At 60.9% G+C, this 19705-nt stretch carries 16 protein-coding genes; 9 read left to right on the forward strand and 7 right to left on the reverse strand.

The window, feature by feature from the left end:
* Positions 1–26 precede the first annotated feature (26 nt).
* The 5 genes from QB898_RS00525 (at position 27) to QB898_RS00545 (ending at position 5646) form a co-directional block, all read left to right on the forward strand.
* Positions 27–623 (forward strand): flavin reductase family protein, encoded by a 597-nt coding sequence (locus tag QB898_RS00525; RefSeq protein ID WP_102284423.1) that lies wholly within the window; start codon positions 27–29, stop codon positions 621–623.
* Positions 610–1377, forward strand: a complete 768-nt coding sequence (locus QB898_RS00530) for a class I SAM-dependent methyltransferase (RefSeq protein WP_279523370.1) — start codon at positions 610–612, stop codon at positions 1375–1377. Before QB898_RS00525 ends, QB898_RS00530 begins: the two co-directional genes overlap by 14 nt.
* Positions 1378–1719: 342 nt before the next feature.
* The gene (gene tfpB, locus QB898_RS00535) at positions 1720–3558 is read left to right on the forward strand and encodes a type IV pilus assembly ATPase TfpB (RefSeq protein ID WP_279523371.1); all 1839 of its coding nucleotides are present in this window, start codon (positions 1720–1722) and stop codon (positions 3556–3558) included.
* Positions 3559–3664: 106 nt separating this feature from the next.
* Positions 3665–4789, forward strand: coding sequence for a Dyp-type peroxidase (locus QB898_RS00540; RefSeq protein WP_279523372.1), 1125 nt, complete (start codon positions 3665–3667; stop codon positions 4787–4789).
* A 47-nt stretch (positions 4790–4836) separates the two neighbouring features.
* Complete coding sequence (locus QB898_RS00545) at positions 4837–5646, forward strand: family 1 encapsulin nanocompartment shell protein (protein WP_050715947.1); 810 nt, start codon at positions 4837–4839, stop codon at positions 5644–5646.
* A gap of 321 nt (positions 5647–5967) precedes the next feature.
* On the opposite strand, the gene thiD is transcribed toward QB898_RS00545, so the two are convergent.
* Complete coding sequence (gene thiD, locus QB898_RS00550) at positions 5968–6825, reverse strand: bifunctional hydroxymethylpyrimidine kinase/phosphomethylpyrimidine kinase (protein ID WP_279523373.1); 858 nt, start codon at positions 6823–6825, stop codon at positions 5968–5970.
* 183 nt (positions 6826–7008) lie between these two features.
* Positions 7009–8559 carry a succinyl-CoA:acetate CoA-transferase ScpC gene (gene scpC / locus QB898_RS00555; protein WP_102282900.1) on the reverse strand — a complete coding sequence of 517 codons (1551 nt, stop codon included), beginning with the start codon at positions 8557–8559 and terminating at the stop codon, positions 7009–7011.
* Between the two features lie 633 nt (positions 8560–9192).
* Between scpC and QB898_RS00560 the strand changes: the two genes are divergently transcribed.
* From QB898_RS00560 to QB898_RS00575, 4 genes are all read left to right on the forward strand, one after another.
* Positions 9193–11496, forward strand: coding sequence for a tetratricopeptide repeat protein (locus QB898_RS00560; RefSeq protein ID WP_279523374.1), 2304 nt, complete (start codon positions 9193–9195; stop codon positions 11494–11496).
* A 9-nt stretch (positions 11497–11505) separates the two neighbouring features.
* Positions 11506–11892, forward strand: a complete 387-nt coding sequence (locus QB898_RS00565) for a hypothetical protein (protein WP_102282898.1) — start codon at positions 11506–11508, stop codon at positions 11890–11892.
* A 167-nt stretch (positions 11893–12059) separates the two neighbouring features.
* Positions 12060–12800: a hypothetical protein gene (locus tag QB898_RS00570; RefSeq protein ID WP_279523375.1), complete on the forward strand. Its 741-nt coding sequence runs from the start codon at positions 12060–12062 to the stop codon at positions 12798–12800.
* 349 nt (positions 12801–13149) lie between these two features.
* The gene (locus tag QB898_RS00575; protein ID WP_050715952.1) at positions 13150–13392 is read left to right on the forward strand and encodes a hypothetical protein; all 243 of its coding nucleotides are present in this window, start codon (positions 13150–13152) and stop codon (positions 13390–13392) included.
* Positions 13393–13639: 247 nt separating this feature from the next.
* On the opposite strand, the gene QB898_RS00580 is transcribed toward QB898_RS00575, so the two are convergent.
* The 5 genes from QB898_RS00580 to QB898_RS00600 all read right to left on the reverse strand — a co-directional run bounded on the left by QB898_RS00580 (position 13640) and on the right by QB898_RS00600 (position 19681).
* Positions 13640–14728, reverse strand: a complete 1089-nt coding sequence (locus tag QB898_RS00580; RefSeq protein ID WP_279523376.1) for a PstS family phosphate ABC transporter substrate-binding protein — start codon at positions 14726–14728, stop codon at positions 13640–13642.
* Between the two features lie 68 nt (positions 14729–14796).
* Positions 14797–15879 carry a PstS family phosphate ABC transporter substrate-binding protein gene (locus tag QB898_RS00585; RefSeq protein ID WP_279523377.1) on the reverse strand — a complete coding sequence of 361 codons (1083 nt, stop codon included), beginning with the start codon at positions 15877–15879 and terminating at the stop codon, positions 14797–14799.
* A gap of 223 nt (positions 15880–16102) precedes the next feature.
* Positions 16103–17377 carry an AbiH family protein gene (locus QB898_RS00590; protein WP_279523379.1) on the reverse strand — a complete coding sequence of 425 codons (1275 nt, stop codon included), beginning with the start codon at positions 17375–17377 and terminating at the stop codon, positions 16103–16105.
* A 157-nt stretch (positions 17378–17534) separates the two neighbouring features.
* Complete coding sequence (locus tag QB898_RS00595) at positions 17535–18578, reverse strand: TonB-dependent siderophore receptor (protein ID WP_279523380.1); 1044 nt, start codon at positions 18576–18578, stop codon at positions 17535–17537.
* Entirely contained in the window at positions 18509–19681 is a 1173-nt protein-coding gene (locus tag QB898_RS00600; protein ID WP_279523381.1) for a TonB-dependent siderophore receptor, read from the reverse strand. Before QB898_RS00600 ends, QB898_RS00595 begins: the two co-directional genes overlap by 70 nt.
* Between the last annotated feature and the right edge of the window lie 24 nt (positions 19682–19705).

Genomic DNA, 19705 nt, shown 5'->3' on the forward strand with positions numbered 1-19705 from the left:
CACGCTTCGCTCTTTCCATCACGGCCATGCCATCCGCCCCGCTTCCCCCTTTCATCGCCCCTGTGCCTTTGCCCAAGGCCGTGCGGCTGCTCAATCACGGCCCCACGGTGCTGGTGTCTGCGCGCAGCGGCGGCCGGCAGAACGTGATGGCCGCCGCCTGGGCCTGCGTGCTGGACTTTGACAAGCTCTCCGTGGTGATTGACAAAGGCGCGGCCACGCGCGCGCTCATTGAAGAAAGCGGCCACTTCGTCATTCAGGTGCCCACGGCGGCGCAGGCGCCGCTGGTGCGCTGGCTGGGCACGCACAGCCTGCATGCAGACGCGCAAAAGCTCGCCCACTCCGGCGCGCGGCTGTTTGATTTGCCTGGCTGCCCCGCGCCGCTGGTGGCGGGCTGCTCGGCCTGGCTGGCGTGCCGCGTGCTGCCGGAAAAGCGCAACGAGCTGCTGTATGACCTGTTCATGGGCGAAATCACGGCGGCCTGGGCGGATGAGCGCGCCTTTCGCCAGGGCCGCTGGCAATTTGAAAGCGCGCCCGAGTGGCGCAGCCTGCACTATGTGGCGGGCGGGCAGTTCTACGCCACGGGCGCATCCATCCAGACGGAGCCGGTTGATGACAGCGACTGATGCCATGACCGGCGGCCTGCCCGAAGTCAGCATTTCGGAAGATGGCCCGGTGCGCCACCTGCACCTGGGCACGCCCTGGGTGCAGGGCAGCATGAACCTGCGCCAGCCCTACGCGCTGGAGCTGGAATACGTGCAGCGCATGATGGGCTGGATGCTGCTCGCGCCCGATCTGGATGACGCCGTGCAAGGCCACGCCATGCAGCTGGGCCTGGGCGCAGGCGCGCTCACCAAGTTCTGCTGCAAGCAGGTGGGCATGTGCACCACGGCCATCGAGCTGAACCCGCAAGTGCTGGCCGTGTGCCGCCACTGGTTTCGCCTGCCGGAAGACGGCCCCACCTTGCGCGTGGTGCTGGCTGATGCCGCCGAGGAAATCCGCCGCGAAGAGTGGCTGGGCACGGTGGACGCGCTGCAAGTCGATTTGTATGACCACGAAGCCGCCGCTCCCGTGCTGGACAGCGCCGCCTTCTATGCCGACTGCCGCCGCCTGCTCACCGCCCACGGCGTGATGAGCGTGAACCTGTTTGGCCGCTCATCCAGCTACACGCGCAGCCTGGCGCGCATGGGCGAAGCCTTTGGCGCGCGCGCCCTCTGGGCCTTCAAGCCCACGCGCGAGGGCAACACCGTGGTGCTGGCCGAGCGCGCGCCCACACGCCCCGCGCGCGAGGCGCTGGCCGCGCGCGCCGAAGAAATCCGCCAGCGCTGGGGGCTGCCCGCGCCGCAGTGGCTCAAGTGGCTCAAGCCGGTGGAGAAGTAAGCTGCTGGCCTTGCTGGCAGGCGCGCATGGCTGGAGCGCGCCTTTTTTCGCTCCTTGATTGATAGCATGATGTCCTAGTAGATATTGCGCGAAAGCCGTTTTTGGACCCCTTGAATTTGCTCCTCTTTCTGCGAACCTGCCCAAAGCCTGCCTGCGGATGCGAAAAGCGCGGAGCCGGGCGCTCGCGGGCCTTGCAAGCCTCCAGCAGGCGGCAAGGCCCGTCTGCGGATTGCGCTTTGCAGCCCATCCCGATCCGCCGATCCGCCCGATCCGCCGCCCTTTGCGGCCAGATGCTGAACAGACTCTGATGCCCGCGCCGCGCGTTTTGCCCTGCCCATTGCCATGACCACCCCGCCGCCCGTTCCTCACGCACACCGCCATCACCACGCCCCGCACGCTTTTGCCGCCGCGCCAGACCCCGAGTACTACAGCGGCCCGCTGCAATGGCGCCACCTCATCGAGTGGATGCGCCAGGACGGCGTGATCACCAACGAAGAAGCCGAGCGCACCGTGGCCCGCATCGGCCAGGCCGAAAGCTCGCAGCACGCGCTGGTGCGCCTGGCCGCCATTGGCGTGACCGACGCGCAGGGCAACGTGATGGACGTGGAGCGCCTGACCGAATACCTGGCCGGGCGCGCGCGCCTGGGCTACCTGCGCATTGACCCGCTCAAGGTGGAAGTCGGCAAAGTGGCCGAAACCATGAGCGCCGCCTACGCCGAGCGCCACAAGGTGCTGCCCGTGCAGGTGACCAGCGGCGAAGTGGTGGTGGCCACCAGCGAGCCGTTCATCACCGACTGGGTGGCCGAAGTGGAGCGCCAGAGCAAGCGCATGGTGCGCCGCGTGGTGGCCAACCCGGCGGACATCCGCCGCTACACGGCTGAATTCTTCGCGCTGGCCAAAACCGTGCGCGCCGTGCAAAAGTCCAGCGGCGGCGTCTCGGCCACCGCCAGCTTCGAGCAGCTGGTGGAGCTGGGCCGCAGCAACAAGCAGCTCGACGCCAACGACCAGGGTGTGGTGCAGGTGGTGGACTGGCTGTGGCAATACGCCTTTGACCAGCGCGCCAGCGACATTCACCTGGAGCCAAGGCGCGACCAGGGCGTGATCCGCTTTCGCATCGACGGCGTGCTGCACCCCGTCTATCAGGCCCCGCTGGCCGTGCTGGCCGCCATGACCGCGCGCATCAAGCTGCTGGGCCGCATGGACGTGGTGGAAAAGCGCCGCCCGCTGGACGGCCGCATCAAAACCCGCAACCCCGCCGGGCAGGAAGTGGAAATGCGCCTCTCAACCCTGCCCACCGCCTTTGGCGAAAAGCTGGTGATGCGCATCTTCGACCCCGAATCGGCCTCCAAGTCGCTCGAAGCCCTGGGCTTTGCCCGCTACGACGCCGCCCGCTGGGAGGCGCTCATCGCCCGCCCCTACGGCATCATCCTCGTCACCGGCCCCACCGGCAGCGGCAAAACCACCACGCTGTATTCCACCCTCAAGCGCGTGGCCACTGAAGAAGTGAACGTCAGCACCATTGAAGACCCCATCGAAATGATCGAACCGGCCTTCAACCAGACGCAAGTGCAGCCGGCCATCGACTTCAGCTTTGCCGAGGGCCTGCGCGCGCTCATGCGGCAAGACCCGGACATCATCATGATTGGCGAAATCCGCGACCTGGAAACCGCCGAAATGGCCGTGCAGGCCGCCCTCACCGGCCACCTGGTGTTCAGCACCTTGCACACCAACGACGCCCCCAGCGCCCTCACCCGCCTGATGGAGCTGGGCGTGCCGGCCTACCTGCTCAGCGCCACCATCCTGGGCGTGCTGGCGCAGCGCCTGGTGCGCACCCTCTGCCCGCTGTGCCGCCAGCCCAATGAAGACCCGCACGCCGTCGAACTGCTCAAGGAAGCCATCCGCCCCTGGAAACTCAACGCCGAGCCGCACCTGTACAAGCCCGTAGGCTGCGTGGAGTGCCGCATGACCGGCTTCAAGGGCCGCCTGGGCCTGCACGAGCTGCTCACCGTCAGCGAGGAATTCCAGGCCAAGGTGCAGCACGGCGGCGTCCTTGCCGAGCTGCGCAAGCAGGCCGTGGCCGACGGCATGCGCCCCCTGCGCCTGGCCGGCGCCCTGCGCGTGGCCGAAGGCGTGACCACACTGGAAGAAGTGATGGCCGCCACGCCGCCCCTGAGCCAATAATCAAGGCGGGCGGCGAGCCAGCGGGGCAGGCCCCGCGCTCGCGTCCCGCTTCCATCACGAACCAACCGCCTTGAAAAACCGGCCCCGGCGGCCACATCATCCCGCCATGAACACACCAGACGCATCCCACGCCTCTTCTTCCTTTTCCATTCCCCAGCCCCAGGCCGTCACGGCTGGAGCGGGCGGCGCAGCGCACTATGTCGTGCTGAACATCGCCCCCGGCGAAGAAGCCGAAAACGCCGTGCGCGCCTTTTTCGGCAACGCCGCCGGACTGCGCCGCAGCGTGGGCCACCGCGACGATGCGCGCCAGCTCAATCTGGTGGTGGGCATCGGCTCCGACGCCTGGGACCGCCTCTTCGGCAGCCCCCGCCCCGCGCATTTGCACCCCTTCAAGGAACTGCGCGGCGCCAAGCACCACGCCCCCGCCACGCCCGGCGACTTGCTTTTGCACGTGCGCGCCGACACGGTGGACATGTGCCAGGAGCTGGTCATGCAGGCCATGCGCGCGCTCGATGGCGCCGTGCAGCCCGTGGACGAAGTGCACGGCTTTCGCTACTTTGACGCGCGCTCGATGGTGGGCTTTGTGGACGGCACCGAAAACCCCGAAGGGCAGGAAGCCTTCGAGGCCACCGTCATCGGCGAAGAAGACCCGGACTTTGCCGGCGGCAGCTACGTCATCGTGCAGAAATACCTGCACGACATGAAGGCGTGGAATGCCCTGACGACCGAAGAGCAAGAGCGCGTGATGGGCCGCACCAAGGCCGACGACATCGAGCTGCCCGACGAAGTCAAGCCCGCCAATTCGCACGTGGCGCTGAACGTGGTGGAGGACGAAGACGGCAACGAAATGGCCATCCTGCGCGGCAACCTGCCCTTTGCCACGCCCTCGCGCGGCGAATACGGCACCTACTTCATCGGCTACGCGCGCAACCCGGCCGTGACCGAGCTGATGCTGACCAACATGTTCATTGGCCGCCCCGAAGGCAACTACGACCGCCTGCTCGACTACAGCACCGCCGTCACCGGCACGCTCTTTTTCGTGCCCTCCGAACCCCTGCTGGAAGCCCTGGCCGAAGGCAACCCGCTGGCAGATGAAGCCAGCGCCGGTGACGCCGCCGCAGCGCCTGCTGATGCCGCCGCTGCCGCCGATACCGCCGCCAGCGGCGCGCTCGCCATCGGCTCGCTCAAAGGCCAGCCGCAAGAGCCGCCGCCCGCCCGGAAACGCGGCTGAAGCCGCCCCGCTTTTTTCCATTCACTCCACCCAAAGGAACCCATGCCATGAACAACCTTCACCGCGAACTCGCCCCCATCTCCAGCGCCGCCTGGGCGCAGATTGAAGAAGAAGTCGCCCGCACCTTCCGCCGCAACCTGGCGGGCCGCCGCGTGGTGGACGTCATCCAGCCCGAATCCGGCGCGCAGTGCCCGGCCGTGGGCACCGGCCACCTGGCCGCGCTCAAATCGCCGCAAGAAGGCGTTATCGCCCGCCAGCGCCAGGTCATGCCCATGATCGAGCTGCGCGTACCCTTTGAACTCTCGCGCGAAGCCATCGACGACGTGGAGCGCGGCTCGCAAGACTCCGACTGGCAGCCCGCCAAAGACGCCGCCGAACAACTGGCCTACGCCGAAGACCGCGCCATCTTCCTGGGCTACAAGGCAGCGGGCATCACCGGCATCAGCGAAGGCAGCTCCAACCCCGTGCTCGCGCTGCCCGCGCAAGCCGCCCAGTTCCCTGACACCACCGCTGCCGCGCTCAAGCAGCTCAAGCTCGCGGGCGTGGACGGCCCCTACACCGCCGTGCTCGGCGCCGACACCTACACCGCCTTGCAAGAAGCCAACGAGCAGGGCTACCCCGTGCTCAACCACATCCAGCGCCTGGTGGGCGGCATGGACAACATCGTGTGGGCGCCCGCCATCGAAGGCGCCTATCTGGTTTCCACGCGCGGGGGCGACTTCTCCCTGCACCTGGCGCGCGATGTCTCCATCGGCTACCTCAGCCACACCGAAAGCGCCGTGCGCCTGTATCTGGAAGAGGTCTTCACCTTCCAGCTGCTCACCGCCGAAGCCGCCGTGGCAGCGCTCAAGAAGTAAAGACGGGCGGCCCGCGCGGTCAAGGAGCAAGGCCGCGCTCTCAAAGCCCATTCGTGACCTGGCCGATCAGGCCCCCGGCTGGGGCCGCCTGTCTGAAGCCTCAAAAAAAGAAGCAAATTCAGACGGCGAAAAATGGCTCTCGCGCTCATTGCACCAAAAAACGATCCCTAAATCGGGCTGAATAGCCAAATTCCCTCATGTACCCAATGACATGAGCGGTATGCAGTGGCATGTGCTGGCCAAACATTTTGCTGAAATGAGCAAAATGACTTGTATTTGGCGCAAGACCAGACTTTGGGAATGATTTTTTAGGACGGTCTTTTAAAGCGCCAGCGTGCGCATGGGCAGCGGCGCGGCGCCGTGGTTCAGCGGGCCATTGCCGTGCCCTGTGCGCACGACTGCGCCAGCGGCAATGGCCTGGTGCACGAAATCGCAGCCGGCCTGCACGGCTTCTGCCAGCGGCTGGCCCTGGGCCAGAAAGGCCGCGATGGCCGATGACAGGGTGCAGCCCGCGCCGTGCAGGTTGCGCGTGGCAACGCGCGGGTGGCTGATGAGCAGGGGCGGCTGGCCGCTGGCGGTGAAAAGCAGGTCGTGCACGGCTTCGTTTGCGCCCAAATGCCCGCCTTTGAGCAGCACGGCCTTAGCGCCCAGGGCCAGCAGGGCCTGGCCTGCCGCGTGCATGGCGGACACGTCGGCGGGCGCGTCCGCCACGGGGCGGCCCAGCAGCATGGCGGCTTCGTCCAGGTTGGGGGTGATGACTTCGGCCAGCGGGAACAGCTCGCGCACCAGGGCCGCCACGGCGGGCGGCTCAATCAGCGGCGAGCCGGCGTTGGAGACCATGACGGGATCGAGCACCACATGCGCCAGCGCGTGCTGGCGGATGGCGGCGGCCACGGCCTGCACGGTTTCCACGGAGTGCAGCATGCCGACTTTGGTGGCGTGCGCGCCGATGTCGCTGACGACGGCATCAATTTGCGCGGTGAGGATGGCCGTGGGCGCGGCGTGGATGGCCGTGACGCCGCAGGTGTTTTGCGCCGTCAGCGCCGTGAGCGCGCTCATGCCGTAGCAGCCCAGCGCGGCGAAGGTTTTGAGATCGGCCTGGATGCCCGCGCCGCCGCCGCTGTCAGAGCCGGCGATGGTGAGGACGCGGATGTATTGGCGATCGGGTTGGGTGTTCATGGCAGGGCAGGGCGGATACGGAAAAACCGCCCAAAGGCGGTTTTTGGTCAAAAAAGAGGAGCGAATTCAGGTACTTAAAAAGCGTTTTGTCGCTTTGTTTACGGGGAGATCATGCTATTGGAAAAGGAGCGAAAGCGGCCAGCGGGCGGATGGTGCGCTGGCCGCCGTGTTTCGCGTGGCGCTTCAGCCTTTTTTGCGCATGTCGCCCGTTTGCACAAAGCGCTGGTGCCACGAGAGCGACTCTTGCAGCAGGTGTGGCGTGTGTTTGCCGGGCGCGCCGCCAGCCAGGGCGCGGTCCAGGTAGTCGGTGAGCGCGTCGCGGTAGTCGGGGTGGGCGCATTTTTCAATCACGCGGCGCGCGCGCGGCACGGGCGCCAGGCCGCGCAGATCGGCCAGGCCCTGCTCGGTGACGATGACTTGCACGTCGTGCTCGGTGTGGTCGGTGTGCGAGACCATGGGCACGATGCACGAGATGGCGCCGCCCTTGGCCGTGGAGGGCGACATGAAGAAGGAGATGTAGGCGTTGCGGGCGAAGTCGCCCGAGCCGCCAATGCCGTTCATGACGGTGCTGCCCATGAGGTGCGTGCTGTTCACGTTGCCGTAGATGTCGGCTTCGATCATGGCGTTCATGGCGAGCATGCCCATGCGGCGGATCAGCTCCGGGTGGTTGCTGATTTCTTGCGGGCGCAGCAGAACGCGGCCACGGAATTCGTCCAGGTGCGTGGTGAAGTACTGCGTGGCCTCGGGGCTGAGCGACAGCGCCGTGGCCGAGGCGAAGGTGAGCTTGCCGGACTTGATCATCTCCAGCATGCCGTCTTGCAGCACCTCGGTGTAGGCGGTCATGTTGTTGAAGGGGCTTTCGTTCAGGCCCGCCAGCACGGCATTGGCGATGTTGCCCACGCCCGATTGCAGCGGCAGCAAGTTGGCGGGCAGGCGGCCCGCCTTCACTTCGTGCTGGAAGAAGTCAATCATGTGCTGCGCAATGAGGCGCGAGTTTTCATCGGGCGGCGAGAAGGGCGAATTGCGGTCGTGCGCGTCGGTCTGCACGATGGCGATGATTTTTTCCGGATCGCAGTGCAGGTACGGCTCGCCAATGCGGTCATGCGGCGCGGTCAGCATGATGGGCTGGCGGTGCGGGGGCAGGCGCGTGCCGTAGTAGATGTCGTGCATGCCTTCCAGGCCTGTGCTCTGCCAGTGGTTCACTTCCAGAATCACGTGGTCGGCAATGTCCAGCCAGGTTTTGTTGTTGCCGACAGACGTGGTGGGAATCAGGCGGCCATCGGGCAGGATGCCTGCCACTTCAATTACGGCCACGTTCAGGCGGCCAAAAAAGCCGGCCCAGGCCATGGGCGCCACATGCGACAGGTGCATGTCTGAATAGAACATGCCCCCCGCGTTGATTTGGTTGCGCACCGTGGGGTCAGACTGATAGGGCAGCCGCATGCTGATGCCTTCGGCCTTGGCCAGCGCGCCGTCCAGCTCCGGCGCGGTGGAAGCGCCCGTCCACAGGCCCACGCGAAACGGCTTGCCCGCCGCGTGCGCCGCTTCCATTCGCGCGGCCAGCGCCAGGGGCACAGCCTTGGGATAGCCTGAGCCGGTAAAGCCGCTCATGCCCACATTGAAGCCTGGCTGGATCAGCTCCGCCGCCTGCTCGGCCGTCATGATCTTGCTGCGCAAGCCTTCGTGCTGAATGCGGGCCTGGGTTGCTTCGGGGGTAAACGCCTGGGTAGTCATATCCGGGTGCCTCGTGATAGTTAAACAAATAAAAAGGGAAACCGGGAGCGCCTTCCGGCAGGCTGGTCAAGCCAATCGTTGAATGCGTCCGAACGGTGTTTTGAGTGTAGGAGAGACAGCCTGTTTTCCGGCCTTGAAAACAATAGGGTTTTCCCTTCTGTGCAGAGGCTTTGTCCAGCCGTTTAGCGAAGGCATGCGCGCGCCCAGCCACTGCCTTGCACGGACTTTTGCCTTGGAAGCAAATCGGCCGCAAGCCCTAGTGAAATCAGCGCGGGCAGCTATGATTTGCATAGCGCCGCCCACTCTTTTCAGGGCTATCCCTTATGCCCACCCGCAAGCCTGCCGCTGCATAGGCGGCTGAACCGTCCGCCGCCACTGCTCCTGCGTTTTCTGCCCATGCCCAGCGCCAGCATGCCGGCAAGAACACACGGGCAATTTGGATTTGAAAAACTGCACTGCTCGCCGCAAAGACGAACACAGGGCTTCCTTCGTGGCAGCCAGGTGCGCACTACCGCAATGAAGCAACTGCCAAGTATTTCTCGGCAGTTGGGAATCACAAAGAAATTCTGATGGATTGCGTGAAATGCAAGGTAATATCTCAATTCTGTCTGATCATTGAATTGGAGAATAATGATGAAAAAAATTAGTGCAGATGAAATCCTTCAGCGGGGAATTGATCTGATGAAGAAGAAAAGGTTCAAAGAAGCAGAAAATGAGTTTGAAAGCATAAATCAATGCGATACTGTGCAATATTTCAAGGCGCAGTGTTATTTGATTGATATATATATCGTAGAAGAGCAGTGGATCGATGTGATAGAGGTTTCGATGTGGATTCTTGAAAAATACTGTTCTGATATATCCAAAGAAGAAGCAGAAAAGATTCGATTTAAATTGGGTTACTCTTATTTAAGGACTGGAAGATGGAAGAATGCGGTTAATATATTAATCCTCGTTGAAGAGCACGGTTGTAAATTTTATGATGCGGTGCGAATTGGATTGGCTAGTGCTTATATTGAATTGGACCGACCGCAAGAGGCGGTGGAATTATTGCTGCAAGTTTCGGGCGATAACCAAAAACGCTTTGATGAAGCAAGAAATCTGCTCGGGGCATGGTGCTTGCAAAAAGGATTGGGAATACAGGCCATCAAGGCCTTTGAGAGTGTTTCGATTAAAAATTATAGGCTATATCTTGGCTCCAGAATAAGTCTAGGTTTCTTGTATTTCCGGTCCAATCAAAAGAGTAAGGCCATCAAGATATTGAAAAATATCAGTAAAGAAAATGATGCCGATATCTTTGACAAATTATATATTGAGGCAATATTTGAAAGCAATGGATTGTACAAAGAAGCAGTGCAGTGTTGCGAAGATGTGCTTAATGCAGCGAAAGGTGAATCAGATGTTTGCGCTCTTGTTCAATATATTCTTGTAGAGATTCTTGCAAAGAGGGAGGTTTGGGAAGATGAGTTATTAAGGCAGAAAGTAAATGGTTTAATTGAAAATATAATAAGCTTCATGCCTCAATTTGATAAGGATGAAGCTTTTCTTCATCATGCAAATCAGTTAGCAACAGGCAAAATGCATTTGATAAATAATAATTTCACTAAGGCCGAGGATTTATTTAAAAATCAAGAGAACGTTTCTTACCATGACTCGACATGTTTTTTGGAGTTGGCTAGGCTTCTGGGAAAAATTGGGCCGGAAAAAGTGGAGGGAATTAAATGGAATTTAATTGAATTTTTGGGAATAATAGATAAAATTGAAGCTAAATTACTTTGTGCGCAAAATATGAATTATCATGATAATGATGTGCTTGATGCAAGTTTGGAGAATTTCAAGGAGGCTGGTTCTGAAGATGTCAAATTGGAAGATTTCGAGTTTGCCGAATACCATGGTTATGAACATAAATTTGCTCATTATAGCCGTTGCGAGACTGCTTTTAAATTAATTGGCAACTCACAAACGGGTTCACCTTCTGCATTTCGGCTTGGTTCTATTGGCAATGTGAACGACCCTAAGGAGGGTGTTGTCCTAGGGCAATATTTAGGAAAATGTTGTAAGCTGGCTTCAGATATCTTCATTGACAATGAACCTTATGCAACGTTCGTTGGTTGTTTTACATTCAATCACGATAGCTTGAACCAATTCCGCCTTTATGGAAAGGAAAATAATCAGGAGGCGTCAGGCGTGAGTCTGGTTTTCCTAAGCGATTTCTTTGGTCGAAGCAACCGTGCCATGCATATTAATAACCCTATGCGTGTGGACGATCAGGATCACAAGTTGAAAGATGAAGATGATGAAGCAAATGAGATTCTGAAAATGCCAGAGTTTTCAATGAACGCAAGAGGCGACAAAGCAAATAAAGATAAACCAATAAAATACAATCTGTACAGATGTATATATATTGACCCGGAGACAGGCTATCTGTCATTGGCGCGCCGCGATAAGGCGACTTTTTATCAAGAATGCGCCAACAGTATGAATTCGAAAAATTTGGATTCAATCCGAAAAATGGCCGAAGCCCGATGGGAAAATTATTCCAAAATCATAGAACGAAAGGAAAATGGTATTCGTGATTTGATGGGAAAGCTTGCGCGTCTGATTAATGAAATCTATGAGGACGGCGCAAAAGCGAAAGAGTTTGTCGATCGGTTCATGCGGATTGGGTTATTGAAATTGCAATATCTGGTCAAACATGCCGCCTATCAGGAAGAGCAGGAGTGCCGAATGATATATGTTACCGGCTGGAAAGACGAAAAAATTCAGTCCGACTACAAGTTGAAAACCATATATGTGGAATGCGATGGGTCCGTCGTTGAACATTTGGATGGAATCTATTTGTCACCGGGGGCAAAAGATGCCAAGGATCATTTTCGAGTTCTTTTGAGGGACACAGAAATCAAAATCCGGGAATCCAGAAATCCTTTCCGCCATAGATGATGATTTTTGATGTGCCTGCTGCTTTTCCGCCTCGCCATTCTTGGTCGCTGCCATAGCTCCGCCTGCGCCAAACTGGCGGCGCATCTGATCGCACGGCTGCTGCCAGTGGTGTTGATGGAAAGGCCGGGCGCTTTCAAGGCCCGCATGAGGTTTATTTGCTTTGCGCCTTGCAGCCCATTCCGATTGGCTTTTTTGCCTTCGCGGCCAGATTCTTTGAACAGGCTCTCACTGGCGATGTCCGTGGCGCGCTGGCGGCCGCCTTCTGGGCGTGACGGCCCGCACACCTTGCGCGAAGGCCGGGCCCTCTACCTTCAGGCCTGCCAGATCGGCCACATCGCAGCGCAAACTGTGATCTGGTGCGATGAATGCGGGCTGACGGATGGGCTGCGTGAATAATCGCTCCCTCGCGCCTTGTCTGTAAGAGCCTGTTCAAAGTGTTCGTCCACGGAGACAAAAGTGTGGATTCGGGCGGTCTGCGGCCCCCTTGCAGCCAGACTCTGAACAGGTTTCTGAAAACACAAGTGCCCGCTTTTGTTCAACCCATTGCCCCCAAGGAGCCAGCCATGCCCGCCATCCCAGCCGCCGCCCTCGCCTGGTGGGAAAAAACCGTCGAATACGCCTTTCTCCAGCAAGCCTGCCGCAAGTGGGGCGTCAATTTCCTTGCGCCGCTGGGCGTCATCACCTTGCAGGCGGGCGATGAGCCGCCCCGGCAAACCAGCCCCGCCCTGCACTCGGGCGCGTACAAATGGCTGCTCATCGAATTCAGAAAAGACAAGGCCGCTCTTGAAGCCGAAAAAGAGCGCTTCTACGACTACGGCGTTTCCCTCAACGTCATTGAAGACATGGAGCGCGCGGGTGAGCTTCAGAGCCACTTTCATCGCGTGGTCTATGGCAAGCAAAACGCCCAGGGCCGCTTGTGCCTGGGTTCCGCTCCCTACTGGCCCACGCCCCTGGCGCAGCGGGGCAGCAAGGCGGCTTTTCTGGAAAACGGCGTCGGCCTGCCCGCTTTCATCAACTACGTTGAAATCCTCATGCCCATGAAAAAGCCGGGGGAGTGCGGCGCGGCTTCCGCAATCGTTTTCGGCATCCATCGCCACGACCGCACCTGCTTTTGCATGACGCTGGATGAGTTTTTCAGGCAAGTGCGCCTGCTTGCCAGCCCGGTGGAGCTTGAACCCGAACCTGAACTCGAACTCGAACCTGAACCTGAACCTGAACCTGAACCTGAACCTGGCTCTGAACCACCCCAGACGCCAGCCAGCGCGGAAGCTGCGCCTGAGCCTGCGGCGCAGACCATGACGTAGTCGGCCTGATTTGCTCCATCGACTGACAGTTGTAGTCCGCCTTGGGTGCGTTGTTCGCTGACCAGCAGACAGACGGCGAGCCACCACTGCCGCAGAAAGGCCTTGATCGGCGGCGTACGCCGTTGGGCGGCTTGCCAGTCATCGCCCAGAAAGGCCAGCGTGGTGCAAGAGAGTGGGTCGTGACAGACGAACATGGGCACTCCTGACGCGCAAAGCAGGTTGTTGCGGGCAATTCAAAACATTACGCAACAGATAGACAACAATAGAATCTCCAAGGCTGTCCAAAAGAACACGACATTGCGCATCGCGCAGGTTGTTTCAGGCTTGGTTTCTCACGGCGATTTCTTCCATGCGCATTGCCTTTGGCTTGATTGGCCTTCTCATTGCCTTGTTCATCGTGGCCAAACTGGCAGGCCGCTCTGCCCAGGTGCTGACGCAGCCCGTGGCTGTGCCCGGCGCGCCCGCTGCCAGCCAGCCGGCGGGCAACGCGCGGCAGCAGGCGCAGCAGATTCAGCAGCAGGTGCGCCAGCAGTACGAACAGGCCATGCAAGAGATGCAAAAGCAGCGGCAGGCGCTGGAAGAGGCTCAGTGACGAGGCAGGTCTTTTGCGGGAAGCAGAAAGGCCGCCTGCTGGCTTTATTTGCTCCTTGTTTAATAGCAATGTGTCCTAGTGGAATGAGCGCAAGTGCTGTTTTTCACCCCCATTTATTTGCTATGAAAAATGATTGATGCGGAAGCGAAGGGGCGTGATCATCTGGCCTTGTTGATCTGGCTGCGTGGCGGGGCTTGAAGCGCTGTTCAGGCCGGCAGGTTCTTGTAGCCAGAAGACAAACAGCTTTTCAGGGCGCCGCCTGCAATTTGCGCCGTTCGGCGGCCAGGTCGTCTGCGCTCAGGGGCACGTAGCCTTCGGCGCTGCCTTGCTGGCTGGCGACGATGGCCTGGCCTTCGCTGGAGAGGGCGAACAGCAGGTATTGGCGCGCGAGTTCGTCCAGCGGCTGGCGCGCGTAGAACTGCACGTGGTGCGAGAGCGGGTAGCGCCCCTGGCGCACGGATGGCAGATCGGGGCCGTAAAAGGGCTGGCCGGGCTGGGCGGCCAGGGGCAGCGGCCGCACGTTGGCGGCCACGGCGCTGGCGTTCATCCAGCCGATCAGGCCGATGCCGTAGGGGTCTTGCGAGACGGCGCGAATCACGTCTTGCCGCGAGGGCAGCGGTTCGTATTTGACGGAAAAGGGCCGCCCGCCCAGGCGGGCCGTGCGCACGCCGGTGGCAAAGCCGCCGTCATCGCGCAGGCCGTAGGCGTGGATGCGGCGGCTGGCCCAGCCGGGCTGTGTCAGGCCCAGCTGGCCCCAGGTGTTGAGGTCGCCGCCGGGCTGGCCGTCGGTGAAGATGCGGGCCACTTGCGCCATGTCCAGCCCGGCCAGCGGGTTGCTGGCATTGACATAAACGGCGGGCGGCGTTTTGTGCGGCGGGCGCGGGCCGTAGCCGCTGTAGCCGATGCGTACGGCCAGCGGCTCTTGCGAGCCTTGCGCTCCTTGTGATCTTTGCAATTGCCGCCAGGCGGCGCGGTCGCCGGGCCACATGTCGCGCGTCATGGGCGCCAGCAGCGTGGCGTTTGCCGCCAGCGCGGGCATGCCGGTGGATGAGCCTTGCAAGGTGGCGGCAAAGCGCACGTTCGGGTGATGGCGGCTGAAGGCGGCGTTGAGCGCGTCAATGAGCGCCTGCATGCCGTCGTTGCCGATGATGTGAACGCGCCCGTCGGGCAGCACATAGCCGGCCTGCGCGGGCACGCTGACGGGCCGGGGCGCGTAGGCGGGCGCGCCGTTGTCCGCCGGTGACGGGCTGACGGGCGTGGAAGTGGCGCAAGCGGCCAGCAGGCAGCAAGCCAGAAGAGAGCAGGCCAGGCGCAAAGGGTGTGGGCAAGCGGGCATGGGTTGAACCGGAGAGATGGGGGAAAGCGCGAAATCCGAAAGCAAAAGGGGCGCGGCCGGGCGCAGCATCAATCGCCCTTTTGGGCAGCGGGCGCGGCTTCGTCCAGCTTGCGCAATTCGGCCTGCGCCTGTTCGGGCGTGAGCGGCAGGTAGCCGCCAGAGCGCGCCGCCACCAGCGCCTGCCCCTGGGGCGAGAGCAGAAAGCGCAGATAGTCGCGCGCCAGCGGATCGGCGGCCTGGCCGGGCAGCCGCCGCACGTAAACCAGCAGGGGGCGCGCCAGCGGCCAGTCTTGCGCGGTCACTTCTTGCGCCGTGCCTTGCAGCGGCTGGCCGCTGGCCAGGCCCAGCAGCGGCACGGCGCGCACGCCTTCGCGCTGCATGCCCAGCGCGGCCACGGCCACGCCGCCTGCGTTTTGCGCCACGCATTCCAGCAGCGCGGCGCTGTTGCTGCGCTGCTGTGCGTAGGCAGTCAGCGGACGGCCTTGCAGCACGTGCTTTTGCAGCCAGTCGCCAAAGCCCGTGTATTCGGGCGTGGCGCAAATGGCAATGCGCTGCTGGCCTTGCGGCCCCGTTAGCCCCAGCTGGCTCCAGTGCGAAAAATCGCCCAGCGGGTGGCCCGTGGACAGCATGCGCGCCAGCTGCTCCACGCTCAATGCGGGCAGCGGATTGCCGGCATGCACGTAAACGCCCAGATGGGTGGCCAGGCCCCCGGCAGGGCGCAAGGCGGCATGCGCCACGCGCACGGCCAGCGGCTCTGCCCCCACGGTTTTGCGCCAGGGCACGCGCTCGATGTCGTTCATGGCCCGCCCCATCACGGCCAGCAGAACGCGGCCATGCATCAGCAGCGGCACGGCGCTGCTGGTGCCTTTGCCGTCAAACGCCAGCCGCACGCCCGGGTGCTGGCGCATGAAGGCGGCGTTGGCCGCTTCCATCAGGGCGCGCGCGTGTTCAGCGCCGCCTATCAGCGCCGCGCCGCTGGCGTTGCGATAGCTGTCTTCGGGTTGCGATGGCGCGGGCGGTGCGCTGCCTGCCGCGCCAGCCGCCAGGGCCGGGCCGGTCAGCAGGCAAAGCAGCGCCAGGGCAGGGCGCTTTTTCAGAAAAGAGCAAAGGGCAGGGCGCTTTTTCAGAAAAGAGCAAAGGGCAGGGCGCATGGGCAGCAATGGAAGGCAGAGGTGGATAGGACGGCCTGATTCAAGAGCATCTAAAACAGGAGCGAATATGAGGGGTGGAAAATAGGCTTCTGCGCCCGTTTGACTAGGACCTATTGCTATCAAACAAGGAGCGGAAATAAAGCGTGAAAATCCAGTGCCGCGAGGCCGCTGGCCGCTGCTTCTTTTCGTCTGGAGCGCGCTCCGCCTTTCTGGTGAGCCTGATTCACGATGCCTTGGGGGGCCAGAAAGGTGGAGGCGGCAAAACGCGTGGGCTTGGCACGGCGCCAGCTTTTTGCATGGCGTCATCTGGCTTGGCAGTAGCGTAAAAATGAGCTGTTTGATTGAATTCAAATGCGCGCGTATTCAGCCAGACGCGATCCATTGTTGAATCATCATACAAAACAACGTGTATTTGGCTTGCGAGCATCTTTTGCACCTTCTGGTCAAAAGCGAGGCCGGCCGCTTTTGCGAATCTCGATCGAAGATTTTCTGCGGTCAATTGGGCCTCTTTGCTTCCTTTTCGCCAGTAAAGAAGCAATTCGGGCTTTTCTTGATCTTCCGTTTCCTTCAAAAGGGCATCGGCAATGGATCTCCACCACCACCGGTCCGTATGCCCGAGCGAACACCCGAAAATGATGAACAAATCGGTTTCAGGGAAGAGATCCTTGTATCGCAATTCATTCTGGGACCAATAAGGTTTGGAAAACCGTTCCGCAGGCCCTGTCGTTTCGTCTATTCCGAAAAGAAGCGACCTTGGCGTGTACAGAATTCCATGCGGATGCACGATATTGCAGGCAAGATAAATTTTAAACCATGCATCATGGATGTCTTTTTTATATTCCTCCAGGCGATAAGAAAATGTCTTGTGCTCGCGGGGATTGGCATAAAAAGTCGCATTCCTGTCAGAATGCTCATAAGGATGCGGATCAAATTGCTTCTGGTCGAGGTAGATGAAATCATCCAGAAGGGTTGTGAAGTTGAAATTGATGAATTGAAAGTTGATGGCATGGCAGTGTTTCATCCGCCTCGGGAATCGTATTCTTCCGAAGTCTGTTGCGTTTCTGATGTCACCCAAAAATTTCATGAGGCTTGTGATGGCCCATTTATTCTTCATGGATGATTCGCCCAGGTTCGTGAGAATATCAGGGGTTACAACCTGGTTGAGAAAATTCGCGAATTCCCGTTGTATTGCTCCCAGGTCTTCAGACAGTTTCTCGGGGCTGATTTCCCTGCGGGTTAGCAGGGATTCGATGGCGAATTCGACATCGCACCAGTTTGTTTTCCCTTCCGAGAGGAGAAACTCCATTTCCTGAAATATATGGTTGTCTGGGCTGAATCTGCGATACTTCAGATAATGAAAGAAGGACTCATATCGCGTGTCAGAGGGCGCTCCGAGATCGGATAATGCCTGGATGTCGAAGCCGTTGCCCACCAGGGCCATGATATTGTGCTGCCGCTTGACGTCGTTGAATTTCTCTTTCAGGTTATCGTATGGCATGGATCAGCTCCTGTTTCTGTCAGCGGGCAAGGTAATGACTGAAAAGGCGGTCGAGATTCGACGGTATTTGCGATCATCAGCGCGGCTGATGCCATTGCCATTCAAGCCGTGCGATGAATTATGACGAATTTTCCGGAAAGGGTTTCCGGGCAGGTTTTCAGAAATCCACTTTCAGCGCCAGCTTCACCGTGCGCGGCAGGCCCGCGCTCAGGCGGTTGCCGCCAGCAGCCCAGTAGCGCTTGTTGGCGGCGTTGTCCACGTTGAGCTGCCAGGTGTAGGCGTTGCCGCCCATCTGGTGGCGGTAGCGCGCGCCCAGGGTGTAGAGCGTGTTGCCGCCCAGCCAGCCCTGGTTCAGGTCGTCCATGGGGCGGCGGCCCGTGTAGTACGCGCCCGCGTTGAGCGACAGGCCCTGCAAGGCACCATCAAAGGCATAAGTCAGAAACAGGCTGGCGGTTTTCTTCGAGGCGTTTTCGGGCAGCTTGCCGTTGTAGGCGGCGTTGATGTCGGCAAAGCGCGGGTTCAGCCACTGCCAGGCGGTCTGCCAGCCCAATTGGCGCGTGATTTGCCCCTGGTCCGATAGCTCCAGGCCCGTGTAGAGCTGCCGGCCATCGGCGGTGTAAACGTTGCTGGCGTTGGTGTAGTAGTCGGGGCGCTCGATGTCGAACACGGCCGCTGACAACAGCGTGCCCCAGGGGGCCTGCCAGCGCGCGCCGATTTCCTTTTGCTTGCTCACGCCGGGGGCCAGGCGCTCGTTCTGGTTGGCGGTGCCCGCCGGGGCGGCTTCGCCTTCTTCCAGCCCTTGCGCGTAGGAGGCGTAGAAGGACAGGTCCTCGCGCAGCTTGTAAACAACGGCCAGCATGGGCGTGGTTTTGCGGGCGTTATAGAGATTGGCGGCTTGCGTGCTGCGGTAGCGCGAGTGGCGCAGGCCCGCAATCAGCTGCCACTGCGGGCCCAATTGCATGCGGTCCACCACATACAGGCCCTGGTCGCGCGTTTTCAGCAGCGCCGATGTGGGCGTTGTGGGCACAGGCTCGTAAGTGACGCGCGTGATGGGCACGGGGGCATACAGGTTCTGCGACGAAATGTTGTAGTTGCGCTGGTAAATGGGGTCTTGCTCTTTGCGGGTGTGGCTCAGGCCCAGGGTGAGGCCGTGCTCCACAAAGCCGCTTTTGAAGCTGCCGAACAGCTCGGCGCGCCCCATGTCGGATTCAACCTGATGGTTTGCATGTTGCCCCGGATGAAGCCTTGCCCCGTGGCCACGTCAGCCGCCCGCGCAAAGCGGAAGATGGGCAGCCGCCGGTCGCGCTCCATTTCCGAGTGGCCTGCCTCCACGGTGAGCGCCCAGTTGTCATTGAGGGCGTAGTCGGCGCGCAGCAGCGCGTTGATGGTGGTGGCCTCGAAATCAGCCCAGGCCGGGCCGACCAGTCGCGTGGGATCCACGGGGCGGGGCAGGGTGATGCGGCCATTGACGGCGGCGGGCAGCCCCACGGCGGCCTGCTCGGTGATGCGGCGCTTGTCGTATTCAAAGTCGGCCTTGAGCAGCAGGCGGCTGCTGGCGCGCCAGTCGAAGGCGGCAGAAAAGAAGGCGCGCCGGCCTTTGCGCACGCCATCCAGATGCGAGCCGAGCACGCCGCCAGCGGCATTCACGCGCAGGCCAAACTGCTCTTGCGCGCCAAAGCGGTGCCCCACATCCACTGAAGCGACGGCGCTGCCGTGTTCATTCACGCGCAGCCCCAGCGAAGTCACAGGCGCTTTGCCCGCGCGCTTGGTCACGTAATTGACCACGCCGGCAGGCGAAGTAAAGCCGTAATACAGGGCCGATGCGCCCTTGAGCACTTCCACGCGCTCTTTGTCTTCCATCGGCACTTGCGAGAAATTCATGATGGGCATGGCGCCGTTGAGGCGGTAATTGGTGCGGTTTTGCACTTCCATGCCGCGAATCACGATTTGGTCATACGTGTCGCCCGCGTTTTGCTGGCGCGTCACGCCGGCGGTATTGCGCACGGCTTCATACAGCCCCTCGACGGCCTGCTGCTCCAGCGCCTCGCGCGTGATGACGTTCACCGTGGAAGGCACTTCCATGATGCTGGCGCCGCGAAAAGTGCCCGCCTCCACCGTCTGCGGCGCCAGCCCCTGGGCGCGGGCGCTGGTCACGGCCACGGTTTGCAGCGTGGCTTCATCGGCGCTTTCCTCCTCTTCATCATGGGCCTGCTGCGCATGCAGCGGCGCGCACAGGCTGGCGGCGGCCAGCGCCAGGCAGGAAAAGCGAAAGGTGGAGCGGGAAAAAAGAGGAGCGGGGTTCATGGCGCAAGGCGGAATCAAAAGAGA

The sequence above is a fragment of the Ottowia cancrivicina genome (assembly GCF_029813755.1).
Lineage (GTDB): Bacteria > Pseudomonadota > Gammaproteobacteria > Burkholderiales > Burkholderiaceae_C > Ottowia > Ottowia massiliensis.

Bases quoted from the DNA above. Each gene is read 5' to 3' on its own strand.
- QB898_RS00525 (WP_102284423.1), top strand. From the start codon at position 27: ATGCCATCCGCCCCGCTTCCCCCTTTCATCGCCCCTGTGCCTTTGCCC.
- QB898_RS00530 (WP_279523370.1), top strand. From the start codon at position 610: ATGACAGCGACTGATGCCATGACCGGCGGCCTGCCCGAAGTCAGCATT.
- tfpB (WP_279523371.1), top strand. From the start codon at position 1,720: ATGACCACCCCGCCGCCCGTTCCTCACGCACACCGCCATCACCACGCC.
- QB898_RS00540 (WP_279523372.1), top strand. From the start codon at position 3,665: ATGAACACACCAGACGCATCCCACGCCTCTTCTTCCTTTTCCATTCCC.
- QB898_RS00545 (WP_050715947.1), top strand. From the start codon at position 4,837: ATGAACAACCTTCACCGCGAACTCGCCCCCATCTCCAGCGCCGCCTGG.
- thiD (WP_279523373.1), bottom strand. From the start codon at position 6,825: ATGAACACCCAACCCGATCGCCAATACATCCGCGTCCTCACCATCGCC.
- scpC (WP_102282900.1), bottom strand. From the start codon at position 8,559: ATGACTACCCAGGCGTTTACCCCCGAAGCAACCCAGGCCCGCATTCAG.
- QB898_RS00560 (WP_279523374.1), top strand. From the start codon at position 9,193: ATGAAAAAAATTAGTGCAGATGAAATCCTTCAGCGGGGAATTGATCTG.
- QB898_RS00565 (WP_102282898.1), top strand. From the start codon at position 11,506: ATGTGCCTGCTGCTTTTCCGCCTCGCCATTCTTGGTCGCTGCCATAGC.
- QB898_RS00570 (WP_279523375.1), top strand. From the start codon at position 12,060: ATGCCCGCCATCCCAGCCGCCGCCCTCGCCTGGTGGGAAAAAACCGTC.
- QB898_RS00575 (WP_050715952.1), top strand. From the start codon at position 13,150: ATGCGCATTGCCTTTGGCTTGATTGGCCTTCTCATTGCCTTGTTCATC.
- QB898_RS00580 (WP_279523376.1), bottom strand. From the start codon at position 14,728: ATGCCCGCTTGCCCACACCCTTTGCGCCTGGCCTGCTCTCTTCTGGCT.
- QB898_RS00585 (WP_279523377.1), bottom strand. From the start codon at position 15,879: ATGCGCCCTGCCCTTTGCTCTTTTCTGAAAAAGCGCCCTGCCCTTTGC.
- QB898_RS00590 (WP_279523379.1), bottom strand. From the start codon at position 17,377: ATGCCATACGATAACCTGAAAGAGAAATTCAACGACGTCAAGCGGCAG.
- QB898_RS00595 (WP_279523380.1), bottom strand. From the start codon at position 18,578: ATGGGGCGCGCCGAGCTGTTCGGCAGCTTCAAAAGCGGCTTTGTGGAG.
- QB898_RS00600 (WP_279523381.1), bottom strand. From the start codon at position 19,681: ATGAACCCCGCTCCTCTTTTTTCCCGCTCCACCTTTCGCTTTTCCTGC.